This window comes from Geodermatophilus sp. Leaf369 (assembly GCF_001424455.1).
Taxonomy (GTDB): Bacteria; Actinomycetota; Actinomycetes; order Mycobacteriales; family Geodermatophilaceae; genus Klenkia.
On record NZ_LMQA01000001.1, the window covers coordinates 474,578 to 499,446 of the forward strand.

Consider the following 24,869-nt stretch of genomic DNA (forward strand, 5'->3'; position numbering starts at 1 on the left):
CTGGGGTGGGTGGTGCTCAGTAGTCGAAGTCGCCGACGTTGTCCGAGGTGATGACCAGCGGCGGGCCGAGCAGCAGGGTCTTCGTGGCCTCGTCGTACTCGATCCCGGAGAGGTCGGAGCTGACGTCGTTGGTGGCCTCGAAGGCGGTGCCCTCGGCGAGCTGGGTGCCGGCCCAGGCGGTCAGGTAGCCCAGGTTCTGCACGTCCCACAGCACGCTGGCCGAGGAGGAGCCGTCCTCCAGGTAGTCGGCCATCGACATGGGCGTGCCCAGGCCGACGGTCGAGACCTGGCCGACGCGGCCGGCGTCCTGCACGGCCTGCGCGACGCCCGGGGCGGCCGAGGTGCACTCACCGACGAGGCCGGTCAGGGTCGGGTCGGCGTTGAGCAGGTCGGTCGCGATCTGGGTGGCCGCGGCCTGGTCCTCACCGGCGTAGACGACGTCGGTCAGCTCCACGTCGGGGTACTCCGAGGCGGTGTACTCCCGCTGCACCTCGATCCAGCTGTTGAGGTTCTCGGCCGTCTCACCGCAGGAGACGATGGCGTAGCGGCCGCTGCCGCCCATGGCCTCGACGATCTGGTCGGTGAGGGTCTCGCCGATGCCCTGGGCGGTCGCCTGGTTGACGAAGACCTCGCGCACCGAGTTGGGGGCGTCGGTGTCGGTGGTGCCGACGGCGATCCCGGCGTCGCGCGCCTCCTGCAGCAGCGGGGCCATCGAGTCGGGGTCGTTGGGGGCGACGAAGAGGACGTCGACGCCCTGCTGGATGAACGAGCGGACGATGTCGGCCTGCGCGGCGGCATCGGCCTCGACCGGGCCCTGGTACAGCCAGGTGCAGCCGAGCTCCTCGCAGGCGGCCTCGCCGCCGGCGTTCATGGCCTCGAAGTAGGGGATGCCCTGCAGCTTGGGGACGTAGGCGACCGTGGGGCCGCTGGCGTCGCCGCCGCCGGAGCCGCTGTCGCCGCCGGCCGAACCGCCGTCGCCCTGCCCGCAGGCGGTGAGGGCCAGGGACAGGCCGATCCCGGCCACCAGGCTCTTGTAGTGCACTGCCTTCATGATCACTCCATCGTGAAAGCGGGGTGTCCCCGCTGAGGGGCCGCCACCTGTGGGCTGGCGGGTGGGTCTCCCGGGCACTGGCTCCCCGGGTGGTCTGGGTCAGGGACTGCGGAGTCCCCGGGCGTGGTCGTCGCGCTCCACCAGGTCGCGCAGCCGCGCGGCGGCTGCGTCCCAGCGGTCGTCGGGACGTGGTTCGTGGGTGCGCAGCTCGGTCGAGGCGGCGACGACGCGGCGCAGGTCGGCCAGGTCGGCGAGCTCGCCCAGGGAGATGAGCTGGACCCCGGCGTTGCCCAGCGCGGTGGCCTCGACCGGCCCGCAGTGCACCGGGAGCCCGGTGGCGTCGGCGGTGGCCTGGGCCAGCAGTCGGTGGTTGGCCCCGCCGCCGGTGACGTTCACCGAGGCGGGCGCCTGCCCGGTCACGGTGGCGACGTCCTCGGCGGTGAGCCGGTAGGCCAGCGCGAGGCTGTCCACGACACAGCGGGCGACCGCACCGACCCCCTCGGGCACCGGGTCGCCGTGCCGGGCGCAGTAGGCGCGGATCCGGGCCGGCATGTCACCGGGGGCCAGGAAGTCCTGGGCGTTGACGTTGACGATGCTGCGCAGCGCCGGCTCGGCCGCGGCGAGCTCGGCGATCTCGGCGTAGTCCAGGTCGTGTCCCTCGGCGGCCCACTGCCGCCGGCACTCCTGCAGCACCCAGAGGCCCATCACGTTGCGCAGCAGCCGGGTGGTGTCGGCGTACCCGCCCTCGTTGGTCAGGTTCGCCGCCAGGGTCCCCGGCGTGATCAGCGGGGTGTCGCGCTCGACGCCCATCAGCGACCAGGTGCCCGAGGAGATGAAGAGCCCACCGGGGGTCGCGAACGGGGTGCCGACGACGGCCGCGGCGGTGTCGTGGCCGGTGGGCGTGATGACCCGGGTGCCGGCGAGCCCGCGGTCGGCCAGGGCACCGGTGACCGGGCCCAGGTCCGTGCCGGGGTCCACGACCTCGGGGAAGAGCCGGGCCGGGATGCCGAGCGCCTCGGCGACGTCGGTGGCCCAGGCCCGGGTGTCGCTGCGGTAGAGCCCCGAGGTCGACGCCGCGGTCGACTCGGTGACGCGGGTGCCCGAGAGCAGGTGGTGGAAGACGTCCGGGATCATCAGCAGCGTCTGCGCCCGGTCCAGCCGGTCGGTGTGCGCGGCGTCGTCCATGAGCGCGAAGACCGTGTTGATCTCCATGGTCTGGATCCCGGCGGCGCCGTAGAGCCGGTCGGCGCCGATCCGGGCGACCGCCTCGCGCATGGCCCGGGCCTGGCGGGGGTCGCGGTAGCAGGTGGGCTGGTCGACCAGCGACCCGTCGGCGGCGAGCAGGCCGTAGTCGACTCCCCAGGTGTCCACCCCGACCGAGGCGACCGGGGTGTGTGCGGCGAGGGCCGCCAGCAGGTCCGCCACGTGCGTCCAGAGGGTGTCCACGTCCCAGCGCAGCAGGCCGTCCGCGGCCACCGTGGCGCCGTTGGCGAACCGGCCCTCGACGTCCAGGTGCAGCTTCGCGCCGTCGAACGTGGCGGCGACGACCCGGCCGCTCTCGGCGCCGAGGTCGACGGCGGCGACGGTCCTCCCCGCGGTCATCGGAGGGCCTCGAGCTCGACGGCGTGCACGGGCACGCCGGCGTCCTTGACCGCGGCGGCGGCCGCGGGGTCGACGCCGGAGTCGGTGTAGACGGCGGTGAGCCGCTCGACCGGGACGCAGGTGTGGATGGAGAAGCTGCCGAACTTGCTGGCGTCGAGCAGGCCGTAGACCTCGTCGCACGCCTCGGCGAGCTGGGCCTTGGCGGCGGCCTCCTCGCCGGCCAGGTCGAGCAGGCCGCGCTCGGCGGAGATGCCGTGCCCGCCGAGGAAGCCGCGGTCGATCCGGCCGCGTCCGGCCAGCACGTCGCCGACGTGGCCGACCAGCGAGCGGGCCGAGCGCCGCACGACGCCGCCGGGCATGACGATCGTGGCGTCGGTGCGCTCGCTGAGCAGCGTCGCGGTGGGCAGGCTGGTGGTGACGACGACGAGGCCGCGCCGGTCGACGAGCTGCGCGGCGAGGTACCAGCACGTCGTGGAGGAGTCCAGGGCGATGACGTCGCCGTCGCGGACCAGCGGCGCGACTGCTTCGGCGATGGCCGTCTTGGCCGCCTGCCGGTGCCGCAGCCGGGTCTCGAAGGCGCCCTCGTCGGCGGTCCGGGTGGAGACGGCGCCGCCCCGCACCCGGCGCAGCGCGGCCCGCTGCTCGAGGGCCTCGAGGTCCTTGCGGATGGTCACCGTGGAGACGCCCAGCTGGGTCGCGAGGTCGGTCACCTGGACGCGTCCCCGGCTCTCCAGCTCGTTGAGGATCACCTCCGAGCGGGCGAACTCGTCCAGTGCGACCACGGTGCGGGGGTCCTCTCGGCCGGGGGGCTGCGTGAGCTGGGTCTCTGTGACCCAGGGCGCAACCTACGAGTGACCGAAAGCGAACGTCAAACAACGAAAGCATCACGAAAGCATGGCGCTTGTCGTGCGAAAGCCCCGACTTGCGGACGTCGCCCCGACCGGGGACCGACGCCCCGGGAGGCGGGTGGTCGGGTCAGCGGGGGCCCGGGTCGGACGGCACCACCGGTCCGGCCAGGAGCCTGCGCAGGACGCTGGCGGCGCCGGCAGCCGTCTCCTCCTCCACGGGCCCGGACGCCAGCCGGCTCAGGACCAGCGACCGGAGGAAGAAGACCGCCACCGCGGTCGGCTCCGCGCCACCCACCGTCTCGCCCCGGTCGCCCGCGCGGCCGAGCAGCTCGCGCAGGACCTGCTCCGCCGGCCCGTCGAGCGCGTCCCGGAAGGCGGAGCGGACCCGGTCGTCGGGCACGCCGACGAGCGCGCCGACCGCCCGCTCGGGCGTCGACATCGGTCGGGTCAGGAACACCGACAGCTGGGCCACGTCCGCGGTCAGGGACCCCTGGTCGGCCGGGCAGGCCAGGAGCCGGGTCCTGGCCACGACCTCCGCGGCCGCGGCGACCACGTCGGGCCACCGCCGGTAGAAGGCCGCCTTCCCGGCCCCCACGTCGGTGGCCAGTCCGTCCGAGGACAGGGCCCGCAGGCCGCGACGGGCCAGAAGCTCCTCGACCGCCGCCAGGAACCGCTCGGTCAGCTCCGGGCTCCGCGGTCGCCCCCGCCGGCGCCCGGTGGCCACCTCCCTCCCGCAGCCCGGGGGCGGGGCGGCCGCGTCGGCGGGGCCCTGCAGGGGGCTCACCGGTCGTCGACGGCGTCGCGGGTCATCACCTCCCCACCGTGGCGGGTGCTCTCCCGGCCGGCGATCCCTTCGACGCCGGTCGACGGGTCCCCGGTGACCGCCGCGTCGTCGACCTCCCGCGGCGTCCGGGCGGAGGCGTCGGTCGGTGCGGCCGAGACGCTTCGACGACGGTCGAAGGGTTCTCCCCCGGCGCGGTCGCCGGTCATGATGGGCGGTCCGCAGGTGTCGATCCCACGACCTGGGAGGTCAGATGGCGGTCATCGTCGACATGACCGAGCTCGAGGCCGCTCCGGAGATCATCCACCGGCCGGGGCTCACCGCGCACTCGCTGCTGCGCCGGATGTGGCTGCAGGACAGCAGCGTGCCCACCGGCATCCGGCACGGCATCACCTCCCTGGTGGGCCGGGAGCTGCTGACGGCGTACGCCCCCCTGCGGCTCAGCGCGGACCCGTTCTTCCCCGAGGCGATGGCCCCGGTCGTCGCCGACACGTCCCACTGGGTCCAGGAGATGGCCACCGCCGTGGCCGACGCCGATCCCGCTGCGGTCGCCGAGCGCATCCACGACCAGTACGCGGGCCGACCGCCCGCGCGGTGGTCGGCCGCCGCCGAGGACCCTCGAGCCTGGCTCGGTGCCGTGGCCGGCACCCTCACGGCCGCCTCCCCCGTGCTGTCGGTCGCCTGGGACCGCGCCCGCGCCCGGCTCGACGTCGAGGGGCCGTTGATCGCCGCCGCGCTCCGGGAGTCGGCCTTCCCGGTCGTGCTGGGATCGCTGTCCCGGCACGTCACCGTCCGGGACGGTGAACTGCGGATGCCCTACCTCCGGGACGTGCGGCCGTTCGCGCCGCCGCGGCGGCTGCGCCTGGCGCCCATGCTGAGCGGGCCCGACGCCTGGAGCGTCACACCGGACGACGCGGACTGCCTGTGCCTGGGCTACGCCGTCCGGGGAGCCCTGCCGGCCGTCAGCCAGGAGGCGTACCTGCCCCGCCGCGACCCCCTGGTGATCGTCATGGGCGCCGCCCGCGCCCAGCTGCTGCGCGCCCTGGACCGGCCGAGGACGGTCGGGGCCCTCGCCCGGACGCTGGACAAGGCGCCGAGCACCGTCAGCCACCACTGCAGCCGTCTCCGCGACGCCGGGTTGGTGGAGACCGTGTCGCACGCCAAGCAGACGTGGGTGGTGCGCACGACCCGGGGCAGCGCCCTCTGCGGCCTCCTCGACCGGTGACCGCGCAGCGGGGACCGGCCCAGGAACAGGACGAGCCTGGTCAGACCGAGGTCTGACCAGGCTCTGCTGCTCCCCCGTCTGGACTCGAACCAGAAACCGTTCGATTAACAGTCGAATGCTCTGCCAATTGAGCTACGGGGGAAGGCGTCGTGCGCGGGACGAGATTACCCCACGGCAGCCGCCTCCCCGGGAGGGGCCCCCGCGGGTGTCGGGCCGGTAGCGTCGGCGGTTTCCCAGCCCCCACCCAGGAGGTCCCTCGTGGCCAAGCTGTCCTTCCTCGCCGGCTTCGGTGCCGGCTACGTGCTGGGTGCCAAGGCCGGCCGCGGCCGGTACGACCAGATCCGCCGTGCCTACGACCACGCCAAGGACGACCCGCGGCTGCAGTCGGCCGCCGGCGTCGCGCAGGCCCAGGCCCAGGCGGCCGTCAGCTCCCTCGTCGGACGACGGGGTGGGTCCGAGCGGCCCTGAGGCGTCAGCGGCTGGCGTCGTCGGAGTCCACGGCGGCGGCCAGCCGCTCCCGGGCGACCTGCCGGGCGGCGGGGTCGTCCCGGTCGGCGTCGTCGTCGAAGACCACGCTCCACTCCCGGGCGGCCTGACCGGGCACCCGGCGGGCCACCAGCACCACACCGCCCCCGGCGGGCAGCGGGTGCCGCTGGCTGGCCACGACGGTCTGGTCGACCCGGCGGCGCACCACGGCGGGCAGCTCCCCCGCGTCGCTGAGCACGTGCCGGGTCACCGCGCCGCGGGCCTGCACGCCGGGCTCCACCTCGACCAGCGGGGTGACGGCGAACGTCCCCCCGGTGGCCGCGGCCGCCCAGCGGGCGTGCCCGACCAGGTGCCACGGCAGCAGGTCCGGTGCGCCGTCGTCGGGGCCGGCCGGCACCGCGCGCAGGCCGGCCGACGTGGCGGCCAGCCACCCGCCGGAGGACCGCGCGCCCCAGGCAAGCACGTCCTCGGCACCCGCGGCCGCGGCGACCTGCTCGGGCGGTCGCCCGAAGCGCTGTCTCAGCCGGGCCAGCGGGTTCACCCGACCACGCCGCCCATGGCCCGCTCGCGCAACGACCGGGCCTCCTGCTCCAGCGCGACGAGCTGGCCGAACACCCGGGTGTACTCCTCGGGGGCCTCGACCGGGTTCATCCGCTGCAGCTTGCCCTTGGCCACGGCCACCCGGCGGACGGCGTGCATCTCCAGCAGCCGGGCGACGACGGCCTGCACGTAGCCGCTGTCCACCTCCTCGCCGGGAGCCATCATCGGCTCGACGGCGAGCTCGGTGAGCAGCGCCTGCGCGCTGTCCCGGTCGCAGTGCTCGCGGACGACGTCCAGCCACGCCATGCCGGTGATCGTCGCGGCCGCGGCGCCCCCGGTGGCGGTGACCGCGGCGGCGATCGCGGCGTAGTCCGGGTGCGTCCAGGCCGCCTCGGGGACGGCGTCGAACGCCGGCCCGGCCAGTTCCGGCGACTGCAGGGCGGCCTTGACGGCCTCGCGCTCGATGAAGAACGCGGCGTCGTCGGCGGACCGGGTGGGCGCCTTCTGCCGCGGGCGGGGGCCCGCCGTCGGCTTGTCCTCCCCCGTCGCCGCACGCACCCGGGCCAGCACCTCGGCCTCGTCGGTGTTGCCCAGCATCCCGGCGAGCTGGCGGGCGTAGGCCGGGCGCAGCGCGTGGTCCTTGATCCCGGCGACCATCGGCACGGCCTTCTCCAGCGCCTGCACCCGGCCCTCGACGGTGTCCAGGTCGTAGCCGGCCAGCGTCGTCTTCAGCACGAAGGCGATCAGCGGCACCCGGCGGGCGACCAGGTCGCGCACGGCGGTGTCGCCGTGCGCCTGGCGCAGCTCGCAGGGGTCCATGCCCTCCTGCTCCACGGTGACGAAGGTCTGACCGACGAAGCGCTGGTCCTCGGCGAAGGTCTTCATCGCCGCGGCCTGGCCGGCGGCGTCGCCGTCGAAGCAGTAGACGACCTCCCCGCGGAACTCGTCCTGGTCCATCAGCAGTCGGCGCAGCACGTTGATGTGCTCGGCGCCGAACGCGGTGCCGCAGGAGGCGACCGCGGTGGTGACGCCGGCGATGTGGCAGGCCATCACGTCGGTGTAGCCCTCGACCACCACGGCCTGGTGCCGGCGGGCGATGTCGCGCTTGGCCCGGTCGACCCCGTAGAGCACGGTGGACTTCTTGTAGAGCGGGGTCTCCGGGGTGTTGAGGTACTTGGGGCCCGGGTCGTCGTCGGCGAGCTTGCGGGCGCCGAACCCGATGACGTCACCGGTGATGTCCCGGATCGGCCACAGCAGCCGGCGGTGGAACCGGTCGATGTAGGAGCCCCGGCTGGACTGCTTGCTCAGCCCCGCCAGCTCGAGTTCCTCCTGGCTGAACCCGGCCTGCCGCAGGTGCTTGGTCAGGGTGTCCCAGCCGGCGGGGGCGAAGCCGCAGCCGAAGTCCGCGGCCATCTCCCGGGTGAACCCGCGCTGGGCCAGGAAGGTGCGGGCGATCGAGGCGTCCGGGGTGGCCAGCTGTGACTGGTAGAAGTCCGCGGCCGCGGTGTTGGCCGCCACCAGCCGGGCGCGCTGTCCGGCCGCTGCCCGGTTCGGCGCCCCGGTGGGCCGCCCGCCGTCGTCCTCGTACTGCAGCTGGACGCCGGTCCGGCCGGCCAGCAGTTCGACGGCCTCGCTGAAGGTCAGGTGGTCGATCTTCTGCACGAAGGAGATGACGTCGCCGCCTTCCCCGCAACCGAAGCAGTTCCCGGTGAGGATGTTGTCCTCGAGGGTGAAGGCATGGGTGCCGGGGACCTCGGCGCAGAAGACCTCTTCCACCCGGTCGGACCACTCCACCGACCGGACGACCCAGTTCTTGCGCTCGTACTTCTTGGTCCGCCCGATGTGCCGCTCCCGATGCTGGCGGAGCAGGAAGAAGGACTCGGGCAGGCCCTTGGTCATGAAGCGGACGTTGTAGATGTCGCTCATCACGCCGTCGATCCCCAGCCGGGTCTGCTTGGCGACACCGAAGGTGCCGATCCCGAGGCGGGTGCACAGCGTGCGGACGTACTCCAGGTTCGCTGGGTCGGCCGAGTTCAGGACGGCGTCCCCGTCGTCAGCGACGCACCCGTCGGCGGCGAAGTAGCCGGCCAGCCACCCCAGGAGGTACGAGGCGTCCTCGTCCAGGGCCGGCCGTTGCTCCTTGAAGTAGGCAGGCAGGCCGTAGTAGCGGGTGCCCCGCTCCTCGGACCACGATCGACACCCGTCGAAGTAGGGCGCGAGCTCGGCGTCCTTCTCCCCGTAGAGGACGGCAATCGAACCGGCCCCTGCCCGGGTGCCGTCGCCGTAGACCAGGCCACGTGCGATGCCGAAGGGCGAGGGGCGGGTGGCCGGGTTGAGCACCCTGCTCATGGGGAACGAGTGCGAGAGGCGGTCGCCCGGCCGGAGGTCGGTCGTCAGCTTCTCCCGGCGGTTCTGCCGGAGAGCCCCCGAGGGCACGAACCACCGGTGCTCGTCGGTGGCGAACAGCTCTTTCACCCGTCCGTTCCGGGTCACCGTCACCCTCATCAGGCGCTGCTCGCCGTAGGAACGGAAGGGGGCCTCGACCCAGCCGCCGTTCCCGTTGAGCACCCGGACGGTCTTCCCGGCCAGTTCCCGGATCGGAACGGTGCCGTCCTCCGTCAGCACCCCGGTCTCGCCCGCCAGGCAGTGGAACAGGTTGCGTGTCGGGGTGACCTGGAAGGACGGGGACTTCTCGTCGTGGAAGGGACACAGGCCCTTCAGCGAGCCACCGCCGGCGCGCTTGAGCTGCAGGTGCTCCCCGACGATCTCGTCGATCTTGCTGCGCTCGCGCACGGTGGCGATGTCGGCGGCGCGGATGCGGCCGCGGCGTTCACCGGCCATCAGACACCCGTCCCGTGCGCTGCGGCCCTGCTCAGCTCGAGCACCGTTCCCCCTCCCGGACGGCCCGACCCGGGTCGCCGTCCCCATCATCCCGCGCGGGGACGACGACGTCACGGCGGTGTCCACACCGGTCAGGTGGCAGCAGCAGCCGCCGCCTGGTTGTTGCGCCGGGTGAAGGTGAAGTCGAGCCAGACGAGGAACACCGCGTGGTGCAGCGGGACGTCCTCGCGCAGCGTCAGGGTGGGCGTGGGGCTCCAGAAGCCGATCCGCCCGCTGGTGCCGATCTGCTGGCCGTCCACGGTCCACACCCGGTTGCGGGCCCCGCCCTGGACCTGGACGAGCACGCCCTCCAAGTCGACCTCGTGGCGGGAGGTCCAGAACGAGGTGCGGACGGCGCGCATCCGCGTGGTGTGCTCCGGGTCGGCCGACAGTCGCGCCCCGAGGTCCCCGGTCTCCTTGCCGAACACCCACTCCTGACCACCGACGAGGGCCCGGGCGCGTTCCCGCCAGAACCCCTGCTCCAGGGTCGCGACCACCACTCCCCCGGTCGCCGCCTTGTCACCGTCCCCGCCGGCGACGACGGCACGCACCCCGGCCTCCATCCCGCGGTGCCCGGCGCCGGTGAGCGTGTACAGCGTCACGAGATGCCCGGTGCCCCGGCCACGCTCTCGCCGGTCGCCCGGTACAGCAGGTAGGCCGCCGTCTCGCGCAGGATGTAGCGGAACTGCACGGCGCGGGTCTGCACGGCCGGGCCCTGCCGGGTCGGGGAGCTGCTGGCCTCCATGCCGGAGTCCTCGGCCATCCGCTCCGCGCGCATCGCGTGCCAGGGGTCGGTGACCAGCACCGCGGTGGACCAGCCGCGCTCGTCGAAGGCGGAAGCCACCTCGCGCATGCTCTCCAGGGTGTCCACGCCCTCGGGGACGGCGAGCAGCCCGTCGTCGGGGATCCCGGCCGCGGCGAGGTAGTCCCGGCCGGCCTCGGCCTCGCTGAACACGTCGCCCTCGGCCCGGCCGCCCACGGTGACCACGACCGGGGCGACGCCCTGCTCCCACAACGCCAGCGCGTGCTCCAGCCGGGCCTCGAAGATCGAGCTGGGCACGCCGTTGTACTGCGCGGTGCCCAGCACGACGATCGCGTCGGAGGTGGGCTGGGAGTCCTGCCGCGCCGTCCACCAGATCGCGGTGGCGGTGGAGACGACGACCAGGCCCGCGGCGAGCACGAGGGCGCCCACCGTGCGCGAGACGAAGCCACCGATCACGGGTCATGGGTACCACGCGACCCTGACGGTCCCGGGGAGGTCAGCTCCCCGCGCAGACCTTCGGACCGTCCTCGGCGACGAGGGTCAGCTCGCTGGTCGTCACCACGCCGTCGTCGTCCCAGCGGACGGTCACCGTGCGGGCCTGGACGCCGTCCAGCTCGGCCTCCGTCGCCGTCCCGACCTGCGGGGTGCCGGCCCGCAGGTAGTCCGTGGCGACCTGGCTGGCGTCGATCCGGTCCTGCTCGGCGTCGCAGAGCAGGCCCCACGCGGTCTCCTCGTCCCCGGCGACCAGCGCCCGGGTGAAGACGTCGGCGACCTGCTCGACCTGCTCCTCCGGGGAGCCCTGCAGCGCGTTGAGGCTGAACACCGCGGCGACGGCGACCACCACGGTGCCGCCGCCGATGGCCAGCAGCAGGCCCTTGCGGGAGCGGCCGGCACCGGCGTGCAGCGGCTGCGGGTCGTCGTCGTACAGGTAGGGCTCGCTCATCCGCCGCTCACCTCCAGCTCGGCACCGCGCGGGGGCCGGGGGTCGTCCCGGTCGCCCTCGAGCCAGCCCTCGGGGAGGGCGACCGGACGCGGCGGGGTGGTGCGCCCACGGGGCGCGCCGAGCACGGCGGTCGGGTAGGGCTGGTCCTCGATGCCGGCCAGCAGCTCGGCCAGCTCGTCCAGGGAGCTCACCATCGCCAGCGCCCGGCGGGTGTCCGAGCCGACCGAGAAGCCCTTGGTGTACCAGGCCACGTGCTTGCGGAAGTCCGAGCAGCCGTGCTGCTCACCGTGCTCGGCGGCCAGCAGGGTGGCGTGCCGGTGCATCACCGCGGCCACCTCGCGCATCGTCGGCAGCGCCCGCTGCGGGGAGCCGGCGAACGCCGCGGCGAGGTCGCCGAACAGCCACGGCCGGCCCAGGCACCCGCGGCCCACGACGACGCCGGCGCACCCGGTCTCGGCCACCATCCGCAGCGCGTCGTCGGCCTCCCAGACGTCGCCGTTGCCGAGCACCGGGATGTCGACGGTCTCCACGAGCCGGGCGATGTGCGACCAGTCCGCCGTCCCGCTGTAGAGCTGGTCGGCGGTGCGCCCGTGCAGGGTGATCGCGGCGGCGCCGGCGTTCTGGGCGATCCGCCCGGCGTCGAGGTAGGTGTGGTGCGCGGGGTCGATGCCGACCCGGGTCTTCACCGTGACCGGGACGTCCCCGGCCGCCCGGACCGCGCGGGAGACGATGTCGCCGAACAGCCGGCGGCGCCAGGGCAGGGCCGAGCCGCCGCCCTTGCGGGTGACCTTGGGGACCGGACAGCCGAAGTTGAGGTCGATGTGCGCCGGGCGGGTGCCGGCGACGCACTCGTCGACCAGCAGCTGCACCGCGCGCTCGACGGTCGCCGGGTCGACGCCGTAGAGCTGGACGGAGAAGGCGTCGGCCTCCTCGGTGGTCGCCCGCACCATCCGCAGCGTCTTCTCGTTGCGCTCCACCAGCGCGCGGGTGGTGATCATCTCGCAGACGTAGAGCCCGGCCCCGAACTCCCGGCACAGCGTGCGGAAGGCCGGGTTGGTGATCCCGGCCATCGGGGCGAGGACGACGGCAGGGTCCACGGTCAGCGCGCCCAGCCGCAGCGGCGCGGGCACGCCGGTGGGGCGTTCGAGGACGGCGGTCACCCCTCGAGGGTAGGCGGGCCCGCCGGTGGGCCCGCCTCGCCCCGACGGTGGCGCGGCCGCGGCGGTGTGGGGTGAGCCGCGTTCGACGGCGGCTCACCCCACGGCAGCGCGGCTCACCCCCGGCGTCAGCAGCCGGGCAGGCGCTGCGCCAGGTAGCCCACGACGGAGTCCAGGCCCACGCGCTCCTGGGTCATCGTGTCCCGCTCGCGCACGGTCACGGCGTCGTCCTCGAGGGTGTCGAAGTCGACGGTGAGGCAGAACGGCGTCCCGATCTCGTCCTGGCGGCGGTAGCGGCGGCCGATGGCGCCGGCGTCGTCGAACTCGACGTTCCAGTTCTTCCGCAGCGCCGCGGCCAGGTCCCGCGCCTTGGGCGAGAGGTCGGCGTTGCGCGAGAGCGGGAGGACCGCGGCCTTGACCGGGGCCAGCCGCGGGTCCAGCGCCAGCAGCGTGCGGGTGTCGACGCCGCCCTTGGCGTTGGGCGCCTCGTCCTCGCGGTAGGCCTCGACCAGGAAGGCCATCAGCGAGCGGGTCAGACCGGCTGCGGGCTCGATGACGTAGGGCGTCCAGCGCTCGTTCGTCGTCTGGTCGAAGTAGGACAGGTCGGTGCCCGAGTGCTCGGTGTGGGTCTTCAGGTCGAAGTCGGTGCGGTTGGCGATGCCCTCGAGCTCGCCCCACTCCGACCCCTGGAAGCCGAACCGGTACTCGATGTCCACGGTGCGCTTGGAGTAGTGCGACAGCTTCTCGGCGGGGTGCTCGAAGAGCCGCAGGTTGTCCTCGTCGATGCCGAGGTCGGTGTACCAGTTCTTCCGCTGCTCGATCCAGTACTCGTGCCACTGCTCGTCCTCGCCGGGCTTGACGAAGAACTCCATCTCCATCTGCTCGAACTCCCGGGTGCGGAAGATGAAGTTCCCGGGGGTGATCTCGTTGCGGAAGCTCTTGCCGATCTGGCCGATGCCGAACGGCGGCTTCTTGCGGGCGGCACCCATCACGTTGGCGAAGTTCACGAAGATGCCCTGGGCGGTCTCCGGGCGCAGGTAGTGCAGCCCCGACTCGTCCTCGACCGGGCCCAGGTACGTCTTCAGCATCATGTTGAAGTCCCGCGGCTCGGTCCAGGAGCCGGTCACCCCGCAGTTGGGGCAGGTGATCTCGGTCAGGCCCTCGGGCGCGCGGCCCTTCTTGGCCTCGAACGCCTCCTCGAGGTGGTCGGCGCGGAACCGCTTGTGGCAGTTCTGGCACTCGGTCAGGGGGTCGGTGAAGACCCCGACGTGGCCCGAGGCGACCCAGGTCTGGCGCGGCAGGATGACCGAGGAGTCCAGGCCGACGATGTCGTCGCGGCTCTGCACGACCGTGCGCCACCACTGCTTCTTGATGTTCTCCTTGAGCTCGGTGCCCAGCGGCCCGTAGTCCCAGGCGGAGCGCGTGCCGCCGTAGATCTCCCCGGCGGGGAACACGAAGCCCCGGCGCTTGCAGAGGTTGACCACCTTGTCCAGGCGGGCGGGGTCGGCCTTGCGGGGGGTGCTGTCGTTCTCGGTGGCCACGGGGTGGGCTCCATCCGGCTGGCGGTCGGCGGTTGACCCGTCGACGGTAGTCGCCGCCGGTCACTCCCCCGACACGTAGACCCCGGGCTCGTCGACCGCGTGCACCCACAGCGGCGCACCGACGATCTTGACCTGTGCCTGGCCGAGCGCCCGGCGGTAGGCGCCGACGCCGTCCCAGGTGGTGAGCAGTGCGAGCAGCCCCTCGTCGTCGGCGGCCGCACCCAGCTCCCCGGACCGGAAGCCGGGCAGCGCCTCGAGGACGGCGAGCAACGCGGCGCCGTGACCGGCCACCTCGGCGCGGACGGCGGGGTCGACCCGGAACCTGGTCACGACGAACACGGACACCTCCAGTTGACAACGGTTCTCACATGCGCGGACGATGGGGCGATGTCCGCCGCGCCCCCCTCCACCCGCAGGCTCCCGGACGACGTCGTGGCGGCCAGCGAGCTGCTGTCAGCCCTCGCCGCCCCGCTCCGGCTGTCCATCGTGGCCCTGCTCGACGAGCACGGCACCCGCTGCGTGCACGAGCTCGTCGACGCCCTCGGCGTCCCCCAGCCGCTGGTCTCCCAGCACCTGCGGGTGCTGCGCGGTGCGCGCCTGGTCGTCGGGGACCGTCAGCACCGCGAGGTGCACTACCGGCTCACCGACTCCCACGTCGGGCACATCGTGCGCGACGCGATCGAGCACGCCGCGCACTCCGCCGTCCCGGCCGCGGACCCCACCCTGGACCAGGGTCCGGACGCCGAGCACCACGAGACCGCCGGCACCGCGCGTGCCACCATCGCCTGATGGTCCGCACCACCCGTCAGCGCACCGCCGTCGCGGCGGTCTTCGACGACCTCGAGGGCTTCCACAGCGCCCAGGAGGTGCACGCCCGGCTGCGGGCCGACGGTGACTCGGTGGGCCTGTCGACGGTCTACCGCGCCGTGCAGGCCCTGGCTGACGACGGCGAGCTGGACTCGATCCGCACCGACTCCGGTGAGGCGCTGTACCGGCGCTGCAGCACCCAGCACCACCACCACCTGGTCTGCCGGGGCTGCGGCCGCACGGTCGAGGTGGCCGGCCCCGCCGTCGAGCGCTGGGCCGACCGGGTCGCCGACGAGCACGGCTTCGCCGACGTCAGCCACACGCTGGAGATCTTCGGCACATGCGCGGACTGCCGAGCCACCGCCGCGCGCCCGGGATCCGACGCCCCCCGGCCCTAGACTCCCCGCCAGCCGGGCCCACCGGCCCCAGGAGGTCAGGTCGTGGCAGCGGATCGGTTCGGCCCCTACCGGCTCGAGAAGCTCATCGGCCGGGGCGGCATGGGCGAGGTCCACCGCGCCTGGGACACCGAGCACGAGCGCACGGTGGCGCTGAAGCTGCTGAGCCCGCACCTGGCCGAGGACGCCGAGTACCGCGAGCGGTTCCGCCGCGAGGCGCACGCCGCGGCCCGCCTGGCCGAGCCGCACGTCGTGCCGATCCACCGCTACGGCGAGATCGACGGACGGCTGTTCCTGGACATGCGGCTGGTCCGCGGCGACGACCTGGCCGACGTCCTGCACCGCGAGCCCCTCTCCCCCGAGCGGGCCGTGTCGATCGTCGGCCAGGTCGCCCAGGCGCTGGACGCCGCGCACGCCGAGGGACTGGTGCACCGGGACGTCAAGCCCTCCAACGTGCTGCTCACCGGCACCGGTGAGGACGAGTTCGCCTACCTGGTCGACTTCGGCATCGCCCGCTCGGTCGCCGACGCCGGCGGGCTGACCCAGACCGGGGCCGCGCTGGGCTCCTTCGACTACATGGCCCCCGAGCGGTTCCTCGACCGCCCGGTCGACGGCCGGGTGGACGTCTACGGCCTGGCCTGCGTGCTCTACGAGTGCCTGACCGGCCGCCGTCCGTTCACCGGGACGGGCCTGCCCGCGGTCATGTGGGCCCACCTCAACACCGTCCCCGAGTCGCCGTCCGCGCTGCGTACCGACGTGCCCGTCGAGCTGGACGCGGTGGTCGCCCGCGGCCTGGCCAAGGACCCGGCTGACCGGTTCGCCACCGCCGGGGACATGGCCCGGGCCGCCCGCGAGGCCCTGCGGTCCGGTGGCCTGCGGCCCCGACCGGTGGTCCCCGCGCCCGGACCGGCGCCCGGCCCGCCGCTGCGGGTGCAGACGCTGGGCTTCACCGGGCCCTCGGGTGGCGGTCAGTCCCCGCCGTCCTGGCCGCCGGCCCCCGTCGTCACCGGCCCGCCGCCGACCGGCCCCGGCTGGGGCGCGCCGCCACCGCCACCGCCCCCGACGCCGGCGGGGAGCGGCACCAACCCGGTCCTGGTGGTCGCCCTCGCGGCGGTCGTCGTCCTCGCGCTGGTCGTGGTGGTCACCGTGGCGCTGACCCGTGGCGGTGGCAGCTCGGTGAGCGCGGACCCGACGACGGACGTCGCCCCGTCCCCCACGACCACCCAGGCGACGACCACGTCGACGTCCGCCGACCCGACCGCCGCCAGCCCCGAGGACGAGCTGCGGGCGATCCTGCCCGCGGACTTCGACGCCGACGCCTGCGAGTCGCGGGCGCTGCCCGCCGACGGGGCCATCGCGGCGTTGGACTGCGGCGGGTCGGTGTCGGGGAGCGGGCCGGAGCAGTCCGCCTTCTACCTCTACCCCGACGAGGACACCCTGACCGACGTGTTCGCCTCTGACGCCGGATCGCAGGGGCTGGTCGAGCTGACCAGCGGCTCGGACTGCCCGGACGAGGCCGGGACGCTGGGCTACCGGGACTGGACCGCCGGAGGCGAGCTGGCCGGCCAGGTCGGCTGCGCGGTCATCCAGGACCAGGCCGTGGTGCTGTGGACCCAGCTCGACGCCCGGGCCGAGGGCTTCGTCCAGGTGTCGGGCGACCAGGAGGACATCGCGACCCTCTGGGCCTGGTGGAACGACGCCGACCTGAGCGACTTCCAGACCCCCTGACGGGGGTGGACCGGCCGGGATGCCGGTCCGGCCCCCGGCCGCCACCTAAGCTCGGCCCCGGTACCGGACCGGCCGGGGCCGGGGACGGGGGCAGGTCGCGGTGGAGGGTCAGTTCGGCGCCTACCGCATCGAGGGTCTCCTGGGCCGTGGCGGCATGGGCGAGGTGTACCGCGCCTACGACACCGAGCACCGGCGCACCGTGGCGCTCAAGGTGCTGTCGGCCGGTCTGGCCGGCGACACCGCCTACCGCGAGCGCTTCCGCCGCGAGGCGCACGCCGCCGCCCGGCTGTCCGAACCGCACGTCGTGCCCATCCACCGCTACGGCGAGGTCGACGGCCGGCTCTTCCTGGACATGCGCCTGGTCGACGGCACCGACCTCGGCGACCTGCTGCACCGCGACGGGGCGATGGACCCCGCCCGGGCCGTCGCCGTGGTCGGACAGGTGGCCCGCGCGCTGGACGCGGCACACGCCGAGGGCCTGGTGCACCGCGACGTCAAGCCCTCCAACGTGCTGGTCACCGGCAGCGGGGACGACGAGTTCGTCTACCTGGTCGACTTCGGCATCGCGTGGTCCGCGGACTCCACCGAGGGCCCGTCGCTCACCGCGACGGGCTCGGCGCTGGGCTCTTTCGACTACATGGCCCCCGAGCGGTTCCTCGAGCGGCCGGTCAACGCCCGCACCGACGTCTACGCGCTGACCTGCGTGCTCTTCGAGTGCCTCACCGGCCGGCGGCCCTTCGTGGGCGACGGCCTGGCCAAGATGATGTACGCCCACCTCAACACCGCCCCGCCCCGGGCCTCGTCCCTGCGCGGCGGCCTGCCGCCGGCGTTGGACGACGTGCTGGCCCGCGGGCTGGCCAAGGACCCCGACCAGCGGTGGCCCTCGGCCGGTGCGCTCGCCCAGGCCGCCCGCGCCGCGTTGTCCTCCGGCGGGGTCGCGCCGCAGGCCGAGGCCTCCCGTCCGCCCGGCCCCTCGCAGCCGTTGCCGCGCCCCCAGGCGGTCGGGTTCTCCGACCCCGGTCCGGCCGGGGTCTGGGGTGGCCCGTCCCGCCCGGGCACCCCGCTGCCTCCCGCCGGCCCGCGCCAGCCCGGCTGGCAGCCACCCCCACCCCCACCGCCGCGGCAGCAGTCCCGCCGGTGGGTCCCGGTCGCCGCGGCCGCGGTGGCCGCGGTCGCCGTCGCCGGGGTGGTCGCCGTCGTCGTCACCCGGGGCGGCGACGAGCCCACGCCGCCGACCCCCACCAGCAGCTCGGCCGCGCCGTCCACGTCCCCGGAGCAGGCCGCGCTCATCGCGCTGCTGCCGGGTGGGCTGGCCGACTGTGCCCCGGTGCCGTCCACCGACAGCGGCCAGGTCGCCGCCCTGAGCTGCGGACCCAGCCCGGTCCAGCCCGGCCCGCAGGAGGCCGACGTCCGGCAGTACGGGGACGAGCAGGACGCCGATGCGCAGTTCCTGTCCGTGGTCGACGACCAGGAGCTCGAGCCGCTGAGCTCGGACCAGGACTGTCCCGGGGACCTCGGCTACAAGTACTACACCTACGAGGGCCAGACGTCGGGGCGGATCGGCTGCTACCTGACGACCCGGCAGGACGCCGTCCTGTTCTGGACCGAGGAGGCCTCGAGCACCGTCACCGTGCTGACCGTCCCCGGCGGCGGACCGGACGGCCTCGACGACCTCTACGACTGGTGGTCCGAGGCCGACAACAGCCGGTTCACCGACTGACCTGCGGTCAGGCCGAGCCGAACCGCCGCTGCCGGGAGGCGTACTCCTCGCAGGCCCGCCACAGGTCGCGGCGGTCGAAGTCCGGCCACAGCACGTCTTGGAACACCAGCTCGGCGTAGGCCGACTGCCAGAGCAGGAAGTTGCTGGTGCGGTTCTCCCCCGAGCTGCGCAGGAACAGGTCGACGTCGGGCATGTCGGGCTCGTCGAGGAACCGGGCGACGGTCTTCTCGTCCACCTTGTCCGGCTTGATCCGCCCCGCCGCGACCTCGCGGGCGATGGCGGCCGCGGCGTCGGCGATCTCGGCCCGGCCGCCGTAGTTCACGCACATGGTCAGCGTGAGCACGTCGTTGTCCTTCGTCAGCTCCTCGGCGACCTGCAGCTCGTCGATGACGCTGCGCCACAGCCGGGGACGACGACCGGCCCAGCGGACCCGCACCCCCAGCTCGTGCATCTCGTCGCGCCGACGGCGGATGACGTCGCGGTTGAAGCCCATCAGGAAGCGGACCTCGTCGGGGCTGCGCTTCCAGTTCTCGGTGGAGAAGGCGTAGGCGCTGATCGCCCGCACCCCGAGCTCGATGGCGCCCTCGACGCAGTCAAACAGGCTGGACTCCCCCGCCTCGTGGCCCTTGGTGCGCGGCAGCCCGCGCTCCTTGGCCCACCGGCCGTTGCCGTCCATCACCACGGCGACGTGGTGCGGCACCTTGTCGGCCGGGATCTCCGGGGGCCGGGCCCCCGACGGGTGCGGAGTGGGCTGCCTGACCTCGCGCTTCACCGGTGCTCCCTCACGTGCGTTCGACCAGGGACAGCGAGCGCAGGCCGCGCTCGAGGTGCCACTGCAGCAGCGCCGCCACCAGGCTGCTGCCCTCGCGCCGGTTGATCCCCTGGCTGGCCTCGGCGGCCTGCCAGTCACCGGTGAGCAGCGACTCCAGCAGCCCGATGGTGACCGGGCTGGGCATCGTGGACCCTGTGGGCCGGCAGGCCGGGCAGACCATGCCGCCGCCGGGGACGGAGAAGTGCCGGTGCGGGCCGGGCTCCCCGCAGCGGGCGCAGTCCGACAGCGCCGGCTCCCAGCCGGCCACCGACATCGCCCGCAGCAGGAACGCGTCGAGCACCAGGCCCGGCGGGTGGCTCCGCTCCGACAGCGACCGCAGCGCCCCGATGACCAGCAGGAAGAGCCGCAGCGAGGGCTCCTTCTCCTCCGCGGTCAGCCGGTCGGCGGTCTCCAGCACGGCGGTGCCGGCGGTGTAGCAGGGGTAGTCGCCCACGATCGCCGGGCCGTAGGAGCGCAACGACTCGGCCTGGCTGACGATGTCGAGGTTGCGGCCGGTGTAGAGCTGCAGGTCCACGTGGCTGAAGGGCTCCAGCCGGGCGCCGAACTTGCTCTTGGTGCGCCGCACGCCCTTGGCGACCGCGCGCACCTTGCCGGTGCGCCGGGTGAGCACGGTGATGATCCGGTCGGCCTCACCGAGCTTCTGCACCCGGAGCACCACGCCCTCGTCGCGGTAGAGCGCCTGCGGGGTGTGCGCGGACACTCAGTAGCCCAGCCGGTTGAGCTTCTTCGGGTCGTCCTGCCACTCCCCGAGCACCGTGACGTGCAGGTCCAGGTGCACCCGGCCGCCCAGCAGCGTCTCCAGGCCGACCCGCGCCTCGCTGCCGATCGCCTTGATCGTCGAGCCGCCCTTGCCCAGCAGCATCGGCTTCTGGCTGGCCCGCTCGACGTGCAGCAGCACGTGCAGCTCGGTGAACACCGCGGAGGCGTCCCGCGGGTCGGGCTTGCGGATGATCTCCTCGACACTGACCGCCAGGGAGTGCGGCACCTCCTGGCGGACCTTCTCCAGGGCGGCCTCGCGGACGAGCTCGGCGATCTGCCGTTCGACGTCGCCGTCGGTGGTCTGGTCCTCGGGGTAGAGCAGCGGCCCCTCGGGCAGCATCCCGATCAGCAGGTCGGCCAGCAGCTCGACCTGGTCACCGGCCACCGCGCTCACCGGCACCACCTCGCGGGCCTCGACCAGGCCGCTGGCAGCGATCAGCTGGGCGGTGATCTCCTTCTTCGGCGCCGCGTCGGTCTTGGTGACCACCAGGACGACGGGGGTGGTGACGTTCTTCAGCTGGCGGGCGATGAACGCGTCCCCGGCACCCACCGGCTGGTCGGCCGGGATGCAGAACACGATCACGTCGACGTCGGCCAGGGTGTCCCGCACGACGTCGTTGAGCCGCTGGCCCAGCAGGCTCTTGGGCTTGTGCAGCCCGGGGGTGTCGACCAGCACGATCTGCCCGGCCGGGCGGTGCACCACCCCGCGGATGGCGTGCCGGGTGGTCTGCGGCCGGTTGCTGACGATCCCGACCTTCTCCCCCACCAGGGCGTTGGTGAGCGTGGTCTTGCCCGCGTTCGGGCGGCCGACCAGGGCGACGAAGCCACTGCGGTGCGGAGGTGCGGGGGTGCTCACCGGGTCAGTCTCCCACCGGCCACCGACAGTCCCGGTCCACCGGCCCTGGGACGATGGGGTCATGGCCCGCCGACAGCGACGAGAGAACGACGAGCCGCCGGCGGTCCGCGCCGCCCGGGACCGGGAGCGGCACGTCAGCCAGGTGACCAGCTACGGCTTCCTCGCCCGGCGCGGGCCCAAGCGGTCGGTCACCGTGGTCCCCCGGCCGTTGCGGTACTGGCAGTACAACCCGGTCAGCCCCGGCGTCGCGCTGGCCACGGTCGCCGCCGTCGTCGTGTGGCTGGTCGCCCTGGGGCTGATCAGCGGGTGGGCCGACGCCCGGGAGGAGGCGCCGCTGGCGATCGGGCTGGGCCTGCTGGTGCTCGTGCTGGCCACCAGCCGGTTCACCGTCTCCGACCACGCGCTGTCCACCGACATCGCCGGGCTCCGGCAGACGTCGTCCTTCGGCGTGGTCCCGCTGGTGCTGCTGGACGACGTGGTCCTCGCCCCGGCCCCGGCGGACTGGCCCCGGGCCAGGCGCCGCGGGGGCTGGTGGCCCGGCCGCACCCGGGTCGTCGTCCGGCACCTGGACTCCGACGGCGTCGCGGACAAGGCGTTCACCGTCTGGGTGCGCGACCCCGAGGCCTTCGCCGAGGCCGTCGACCGCCCCCTCTGACGAGGAGGGCGCTCCTCGTCAGGAGGTGGCGACGAGGGTGCCGTCGGGGGCGGCGAGGTGGACCGGCGCGGCGGCGGTGAGGTCGTGCACCGCGGCCAGGCCGGCCGGCTCGACCTCGCCGGCCGAGCTGACCACGGCCGCGGCCTCCAGGCCCTCGACCCCGCTGCTCACCGCGGCCGCGACGGCGGCCTGCAGCGCCGACAGCTGCATCGAGGGCAGGGACACGGTGGCGGCCAGGTAGGTGCGGCCGTCGGTGTCCCGGACAGCGGCCCCCTCCGGCGCGCCGGTGCGGCCGCGGGCCGAGCGGGCGAGGGTGACGAGCTTGGCGTCCTCGGGCTGCAGTGCGGGTGCGCTCACGGGCGGTCAGCCTTCCACGACGAGCGGCGGCTCGGCGCGGGCGGGCTCGGCGGGCTCGGCCGGGTCACCGTCGGTGACGCGGCAGACGAGCATGGTGTCGATCTGGTTGCGCCGGCCGCCGGTGCTCTCGGCGACCAGCCGCAGGCCGCCGACGACGGCCTCGGAGCCCTCGATGGGCACCCGGCCGATCTCGCGGGCCAGCAGCCCGCCGATGGTCTCGACGTCGTCGTCATCGGGCAGCTCGACCCGGAACAGGTCGGCGAGGTCCTCGACCGGCAGCCGGGCGATGACCCGGTAGGAGCCGTCGGGCAGCTCCTCGATGGGCGGCCGCTGGACCGTGTCGTGCTCGTCCTGGATCTCCCCGACGATCTCCTCAAGGATGTCCTCGATCGTGAGCAGCCCGGCCGAGCCGCCGTACTCGTCGACGACCACGGCCATGTGGATGCGGCGGGCCTGCATGTCGCGCAGCAGGACGTCGACGGGCTTGGACTCCGGGACGAAGGAGGCCGGTCGCATGACGTCCTCGACGCGCTGCTTCCCGCCGTCCCCACTGCCCTGGGTGCGCTTGACCAGGTCCTTGAGGTAGACGACGCCGACCACGTCGTCGACGTTCTCCCCGATGACCGGCAGCCGGCTGAACCCGCTGCGCAGCGCGAGCGCCAGGGCCTGCCGCAGCGTCTTGGTCTGCTCGATCCAGACCACGTCGGGGCGGGGCACCATGACCTCACGGGCGATGGTGTCGCCGAGCTCGAAGACCGAGTGGATCATGTTGCGCTCGCCGGACTCGACCACGCCACGTTCCTCGGCCATGTCGACCAGCTCGCGCAGCTCGACCTCGGTGCTGAACGGGCCGTCCCGGTAGCCGCGACCGGGGGTGATCGCGTTGCCCAGCAGGATCAGCAGGGTGGAGACCGGCCCGAGGACCCTGCCCAGCAGCCGGGTGAGCCCGGCGGTGCGCAGCGCGACCGGGTAGGCGTGCTGGCGGCCCAGGGTGCGCGGGCCGACGCCGATCAGCACGTAGCTGACCACCGTCATGACCGCGGCCGCGGTGACCACACCGGCCCCGACGCCGTCGAAGACGACGAACAGGATCACCGCGATCAGCACGGCGGCGGTCATCTCGCAGGCGATCCGCAGCAGGAGCAGCAGCGAGACGTGCCGCGGCCGGTCGTCGACGACCTCCAGCAGCACGCCCGCCCGGGCGACGCCCTCGCGGCGCATCTCCTCCACCCGGGCCCGGGAGACCCGGGCCAGGGCGGAGTCGACGGCGGCGAACAGCCCGGCGACCGGGACCAGCAGGACGGCGATCACCAGGAGGGTGACCGCGGTGGCGCTCATCGCTCGGGGAGGGCTTCGCCCGTGACCTGGTGCCGGGGAGCGGACCGGAACCCCTCGAGGAGGGAGGACTGGAGACCGAACATCTCCTTCTCCTCGTCGGGCTCCATGTGGTCGTAGCCGAGCAGGTGCAGCACGCCGTGGGTGGCCAGCAGCAGCAGCTCGTCGTCCATGGTGTGCCCGGCCGCGCGGGCCTGGCGGATGGCGACCGCGGGGCACAGCACGACGTCGCCGAGCAGCTCGGGGCCGGCCTCGGGGTCGTCGGGCCGGGCGGTGTCCAGCTCGTCCATGGGGAAGGCCAGCACGTCGGTCGGGCCCTTCTCGCCCATCCACCGCTCGTGCAGGCTGGCCATGTGGTCCACGTCCACGCACAGCACCGACAGCTCGGCCAGCGGGCTGACGTCCAGCTCGCCCAGCACGTAGCGGCAGACGCCGGTCAGCGACGTCTCGTCGACGGCGATCTCGGACTCGTTGGCGACCTCGACGGCCACGGTCAGCTCCCCTTCTGCCGGCGCGGGCCGGGGCTGCGCACCGGGTCGGGGCGGGTGGCCTGGACGGTGTCCCAGCGCTCGTAGGCGTCGACGATGTCCCCGACCAGCCGGTGCCGGACGACGTCGGAGCTGGTGAGCAGGGAGAAGTGCACGTCGTCGATGCCGGTGAGGATCTCCCGCACGACCCGCAGCCCGGACGGCGCACCACCGGGCAGGTCGACCTGGGTGACGTCGCCGGTGACGACCATCTTGGAGCCGAACCCGAGCCGGGTGAGGAACATCTTCATCTGCTCGGCGGTGGTGTTCTGCGCCTCGTCGAGGATCACGAACGCCGAGTTCAGCGTGCGCCCGCGCATGTAGGCCAGCGGGGCGACCTCGATCGTCCCGGAGGCCATCAGCCGCGGGATCGACTCGGGGTCGACCATGTCGTGCAGCGCGTCGTAGAGCGGCCGCAGGTAGGGGTCGATCTTCTCGCTGAGCGTGCCGGGCAGGAAGCCCAGCCGCTCGCCGGCCTCGACCGCGGGGCGGGTGAGGATGATCCGGTCGACCTGCTTGGTCTGCAGGGCCTGCACGGCCTTGGCCATCGCCAGGTAGGTCTTGCCGGTGCCGGCCGGGCCGATCCCGAAGACCACGGTGTTCGCGTCGATGGCGTCCACGTAGTGCTTCTGGTTCAGCGTCTTGGGCCGGATCGTGCGACCACGCCGGTTGATGATGTCCAGGCTGAGCACCTCGGCGGGCCGGGCGCTCTCCCCGCTGCGCAGCATCCCGACGACCCGGCGCACGGAGTCCGGGCGCAGTGCCTGACCGGTCTGCAGCAGGGCGATGAGCTCGTCGAAGACGCGGACGGCGAAGGCGTTGTCGGCGGGCTGCCCGGTCAGCGAGATCTCGTTGCCGCGGACGTGGACGTCGGCGGCCAACTCGCTCTCGACCAGTCGGAGGAGCTCGTCGGCCGAGCCCAGCAGGCCGACCATGGAGATCGACTCGGGGACGGTGATGGAGGTGCGGACGGGCTCTGCGGCTGCCGTGGCAGGTGCGGTACCGGCGTCACCGTGACCTGCGGCGCGCGCCGAGGCCTCTCGGGACGCGCTGGCACCGGGCTGCGGGGCGCTCGGTGAGG

At 73.9% G+C, this 24,869-nt stretch carries 27 protein-coding genes and 1 tRNA gene; 7 read left to right on the plus strand and 21 right to left on the minus strand.

Annotated features, from left to right (window positions below; translation table 11 throughout):
• Positions 1–16: 16 nt before the first annotated feature.
• The 5 genes from ASG36_RS02320 to ASG36_RS22145 form a co-directional block, all read right to left on the minus strand.
• Entirely contained in the window at positions 17–1,051 is a 1,035-nt protein-coding gene (locus ASG36_RS02320) for an autoinducer 2 ABC transporter substrate-binding protein (RefSeq protein ID WP_055758933.1), read from the minus strand.
• A gap of 99 nt (positions 1,052–1,150) precedes the next feature.
• Positions 1,151–2,653, minus strand: a complete 1,503-nt coding sequence (locus ASG36_RS02325; RefSeq protein WP_055758936.1) for a rhamnulokinase family protein — start codon at positions 2,651–2,653, stop codon at positions 1,151–1,153.
• Entirely contained in the window at positions 2,650–3,435 is a 786-nt protein-coding gene (locus tag ASG36_RS02330) for a DeoR/GlpR family DNA-binding transcription regulator (protein WP_055758939.1), read from the minus strand. Before ASG36_RS02330 ends, ASG36_RS02325 begins: the two co-directional genes overlap by 4 nt.
• A 193-nt stretch (positions 3,436–3,628) precedes the next feature.
• Positions 3,629–4,285: a TetR/AcrR family transcriptional regulator C-terminal ligand-binding domain-containing protein gene (locus ASG36_RS02335; protein ID WP_055758942.1), complete on the minus strand. Its 657-nt coding sequence runs from the start codon at positions 4,283–4,285 to the stop codon at positions 3,629–3,631.
• Positions 4,282–4,491 carry a hypothetical protein gene (locus tag ASG36_RS22145; protein ID WP_055758945.1) on the minus strand — a complete coding sequence of 70 codons (210 nt, stop codon included), beginning with the start codon at positions 4,489–4,491 and terminating at the stop codon, positions 4,282–4,284. Before ASG36_RS22145 ends, ASG36_RS02335 begins: the two co-directional genes overlap by 4 nt.
• A gap of 44 nt (positions 4,492–4,535) precedes the next feature.
• Here ASG36_RS22145 and ASG36_RS02345 point away from each other — a divergent pair, with 44 nt between their 5' ends.
• Positions 4,536–5,507 carry a helix-turn-helix transcriptional regulator gene (locus ASG36_RS02345; RefSeq protein ID WP_055758948.1) on the plus strand — a complete coding sequence of 324 codons (972 nt, stop codon included), beginning with the start codon at positions 4,536–4,538 and terminating at the stop codon, positions 5,505–5,507.
• Between the two features lie 69 nt (positions 5,508–5,576).
• Here the strand turns inward: ASG36_RS02345 and ASG36_RS02350 are convergent.
• Positions 5,577–5,649 (minus strand) — tRNA-Asn (locus ASG36_RS02350).
• Positions 5,650–5,765: 116 nt separating this feature from the next.
• Here ASG36_RS02350 and ASG36_RS02355 point away from each other — a divergent pair.
• Entirely contained in the window at positions 5,766–5,975 is a 210-nt protein-coding gene (locus ASG36_RS02355) for a hypothetical protein (protein WP_082522724.1), read from the plus strand.
• Between the two features lie 4 nt (positions 5,976–5,979).
• Here the strand turns inward: ASG36_RS02355 and ASG36_RS02360 are convergent, their stop codons facing one another.
• From ASG36_RS02360 to ASG36_RS02395, 8 genes are all read right to left on the minus strand, one after another.
• The gene (locus ASG36_RS02360) at positions 5,980–6,534 is read right to left on the minus strand and encodes a hypothetical protein (RefSeq protein ID WP_055758950.1); all 555 of its coding nucleotides are present in this window, start codon (positions 6,532–6,534) and stop codon (positions 5,980–5,982) included.
• A complete protein-coding gene (dnaG, locus tag ASG36_RS21710; protein ID WP_055758954.1) occupies positions 6,531–9,374 on the minus strand; it encodes a DNA primase in 2,844 nt (947 codons plus the stop codon). The genes ASG36_RS02360 and dnaG overlap by 4 nt, the downstream gene beginning before the upstream one ends.
• Before the next feature lie 131 nt (positions 9,375–9,505).
• The gene (locus tag ASG36_RS02370) at positions 9,506–10,015 is read right to left on the minus strand and encodes a hypothetical protein (RefSeq protein WP_055758957.1); all 510 of its coding nucleotides are present in this window, start codon (positions 10,013–10,015) and stop codon (positions 9,506–9,508) included.
• Positions 10,012–10,632 (minus strand): YdcF family protein, encoded by a 621-nt coding sequence (locus ASG36_RS02375; RefSeq protein WP_082522725.1) that lies wholly within the window; start codon positions 10,630–10,632, stop codon positions 10,012–10,014. The genes ASG36_RS02370 and ASG36_RS02375 overlap by 4 nt, the downstream gene beginning before the upstream one ends.
• Before the next feature lie 40 nt (positions 10,633–10,672).
• Positions 10,673–11,119 carry a hypothetical protein gene (locus tag ASG36_RS02380; RefSeq protein ID WP_055758960.1) on the minus strand — a complete coding sequence of 149 codons (447 nt, stop codon included), beginning with the start codon at positions 11,117–11,119 and terminating at the stop codon, positions 10,673–10,675.
• The gene (gene dusB, locus ASG36_RS02385; protein ID WP_055758964.1) at positions 11,116–12,279 is read right to left on the minus strand and encodes a tRNA dihydrouridine synthase DusB; all 1,164 of its coding nucleotides are present in this window, start codon (positions 12,277–12,279) and stop codon (positions 11,116–11,118) included. The genes ASG36_RS02380 and dusB overlap by 4 nt, the downstream gene beginning before the upstream one ends.
• A gap of 125 nt (positions 12,280–12,404) precedes the next feature.
• A complete protein-coding gene (locus ASG36_RS02390) occupies positions 12,405–13,817 on the minus strand; it encodes a glycine--tRNA ligase (RefSeq protein WP_055758967.1) in 1,413 nt (470 codons plus the stop codon).
• Between the two features lie 60 nt (positions 13,818–13,877).
• On the minus strand, positions 13,878–14,147 hold the full coding sequence (locus ASG36_RS02395; RefSeq protein ID WP_235494492.1) for an antibiotic biosynthesis monooxygenase: 270 nt from the start codon (positions 14,145–14,147) through the stop codon (positions 13,878–13,880).
• Positions 14,148–14,204: 57 nt separating this feature from the next.
• On the opposite strand from ASG36_RS02395, the gene ASG36_RS02400 reads away from it, so the two are divergent.
• The 4 genes from ASG36_RS02400 (at position 14,205) to ASG36_RS02415 (ending at position 18,467) form a co-directional block, all read left to right on the plus strand.
• Positions 14,205–14,606: a helix-turn-helix transcriptional regulator gene (locus ASG36_RS02400; protein ID WP_082522726.1), complete on the plus strand. Its 402-nt coding sequence runs from the start codon at positions 14,205–14,207 to the stop codon at positions 14,604–14,606.
• Positions 14,606–15,022: a Fur family transcriptional regulator gene (locus ASG36_RS02405; protein WP_055758974.1), complete on the plus strand. Its 417-nt coding sequence runs from the start codon at positions 14,606–14,608 to the stop codon at positions 15,020–15,022. The genes ASG36_RS02400 and ASG36_RS02405 overlap by 1 nt, the downstream gene beginning before the upstream one ends.
• Before the next feature lie 42 nt (positions 15,023–15,064).
• Positions 15,065–16,747 carry a serine/threonine-protein kinase gene (locus ASG36_RS21715; RefSeq protein ID WP_055758977.1) on the plus strand — a complete coding sequence of 561 codons (1,683 nt, stop codon included), beginning with the start codon at positions 15,065–15,067 and terminating at the stop codon, positions 16,745–16,747.
• A gap of 100 nt (positions 16,748–16,847) precedes the next feature.
• Complete coding sequence (locus ASG36_RS02415; protein ID WP_055758979.1) at positions 16,848–18,467, plus strand: serine/threonine-protein kinase; 1,620 nt, start codon at positions 16,848–16,850, stop codon at positions 18,465–18,467.
• A gap of 7 nt (positions 18,468–18,474) precedes the next feature.
• Here the strand turns inward: ASG36_RS02415 and ASG36_RS02420 are convergent, their stop codons facing one another.
• The 3 genes from ASG36_RS02420 to era are packed head-to-tail and all read right to left on the minus strand — an operon-like array spanning position 18,475 to position 20,914.
• Positions 18,475–19,239: an isoprenyl transferase gene (locus ASG36_RS02420; RefSeq protein WP_055758983.1), complete on the minus strand. Its 765-nt coding sequence runs from the start codon at positions 19,237–19,239 to the stop codon at positions 18,475–18,477.
• Between the two features lie 10 nt (positions 19,240–19,249).
• Entirely contained in the window at positions 19,250–19,999 is a 750-nt protein-coding gene (gene recO, locus ASG36_RS02425; RefSeq protein ID WP_055758986.1) for a DNA repair protein RecO, read from the minus strand.
• On the minus strand, positions 20,000–20,914 hold the full coding sequence (era, locus tag ASG36_RS02430; RefSeq protein WP_055758990.1) for a GTPase Era: 915 nt from the start codon (positions 20,912–20,914) through the stop codon (positions 20,000–20,002).
• Positions 20,915–20,975: 61 nt separating this feature from the next.
• Here era and ASG36_RS02435 point away from each other — a divergent pair, with 61 nt between their 5' ends.
• Positions 20,976–21,569 carry a hypothetical protein gene (locus ASG36_RS02435; protein WP_055758994.1) on the plus strand — a complete coding sequence of 198 codons (594 nt, stop codon included), beginning with the start codon at positions 20,976–20,978 and terminating at the stop codon, positions 21,567–21,569.
• Positions 21,570–21,587: 18 nt separating this feature from the next.
• Here the strand turns inward: ASG36_RS02435 and ASG36_RS02440 are convergent, their stop codons facing one another.
• From ASG36_RS02440 to ASG36_RS02455, 4 genes are read right to left on the minus strand one after another with little or no spacing between them, the layout of a single operon-like run.
• Complete coding sequence (locus ASG36_RS02440; RefSeq protein ID WP_055758997.1) at positions 21,588–21,926, minus strand: hypothetical protein; 339 nt, start codon at positions 21,924–21,926, stop codon at positions 21,588–21,590.
• Between the two features lie 6 nt (positions 21,927–21,932).
• On the minus strand, positions 21,933–23,264 hold the full coding sequence (locus ASG36_RS02445; RefSeq protein ID WP_055759000.1) for a hemolysin family protein: 1,332 nt from the start codon (positions 23,262–23,264) through the stop codon (positions 21,933–21,935).
• Positions 23,261–23,752, minus strand: a complete 492-nt coding sequence (ybeY, locus tag ASG36_RS02450; RefSeq protein ID WP_055759003.1) for an rRNA maturation RNase YbeY — start codon at positions 23,750–23,752, stop codon at positions 23,261–23,263. The genes ASG36_RS02445 and ybeY overlap by 4 nt, the downstream gene beginning before the upstream one ends.
• Positions 23,753–23,754: 2 nt before the next feature.
• Positions 23,755–24,723 (minus strand): PhoH family protein, encoded by a 969-nt coding sequence (locus tag ASG36_RS02455; RefSeq protein ID WP_082522728.1) that lies wholly within the window; start codon positions 24,721–24,723, stop codon positions 23,755–23,757.
• Positions 24,724–24,869 lie beyond the last annotated feature (146 nt).

Excerpts from the sequence above, each read along its gene's own strand:
- ASG36_RS02320 (WP_055758933.1), bottom strand. The coding sequence starts at position 1,051 with ATGAAGGCAGTGCACTACAAGAGCCTGGTGGCCGGGATCGGCCTGTCC.
- ASG36_RS02325 (WP_055758936.1), bottom strand. The coding sequence starts at position 2,653 with ATGACCGCGGGGAGGACCGTCGCCGCCGTCGACCTCGGCGCCGAGAGC.
- ASG36_RS22145 (WP_055758945.1), bottom strand. The coding sequence starts at position 4,491 with ATGACCGGCGACCGCGCCGGGGGAGAACCCTTCGACCGTCGTCGAAGC.
- ASG36_RS02345 (WP_055758948.1), top strand. The coding sequence starts at position 4,536 with ATGGCGGTCATCGTCGACATGACCGAGCTCGAGGCCGCTCCGGAGATC.
- dnaG (WP_055758954.1), bottom strand. The coding sequence starts at position 9,374 with ATGGCCGGTGAACGCCGCGGCCGCATCCGCGCCGCCGACATCGCCACC.
- ASG36_RS02380 (WP_055758960.1), bottom strand. The coding sequence starts at position 11,119 with ATGAGCGAGCCCTACCTGTACGACGACGACCCGCAGCCGCTGCACGCC.
- ASG36_RS02400 (WP_082522726.1), top strand. The coding sequence starts at position 14,205 with ATGTCCGCCGCGCCCCCCTCCACCCGCAGGCTCCCGGACGACGTCGTG.
- ASG36_RS02405 (WP_055758974.1), top strand. The coding sequence starts at position 14,606 with ATGGTCCGCACCACCCGTCAGCGCACCGCCGTCGCGGCGGTCTTCGAC.
- ASG36_RS02435 (WP_055758994.1), top strand. The coding sequence starts at position 20,976 with ATGGCCCGCCGACAGCGACGAGAGAACGACGAGCCGCCGGCGGTCCGC.
- ASG36_RS02445 (WP_055759000.1), bottom strand. The coding sequence starts at position 23,264 with ATGAGCGCCACCGCGGTCACCCTCCTGGTGATCGCCGTCCTGCTGGTC.
- ASG36_RS02455 (WP_082522728.1), bottom strand. The coding sequence starts at position 24,723 with ATGGTCGGCCTGCTGGGCTCGGCCGACGAGCTCCTCCGACTGGTCGAG.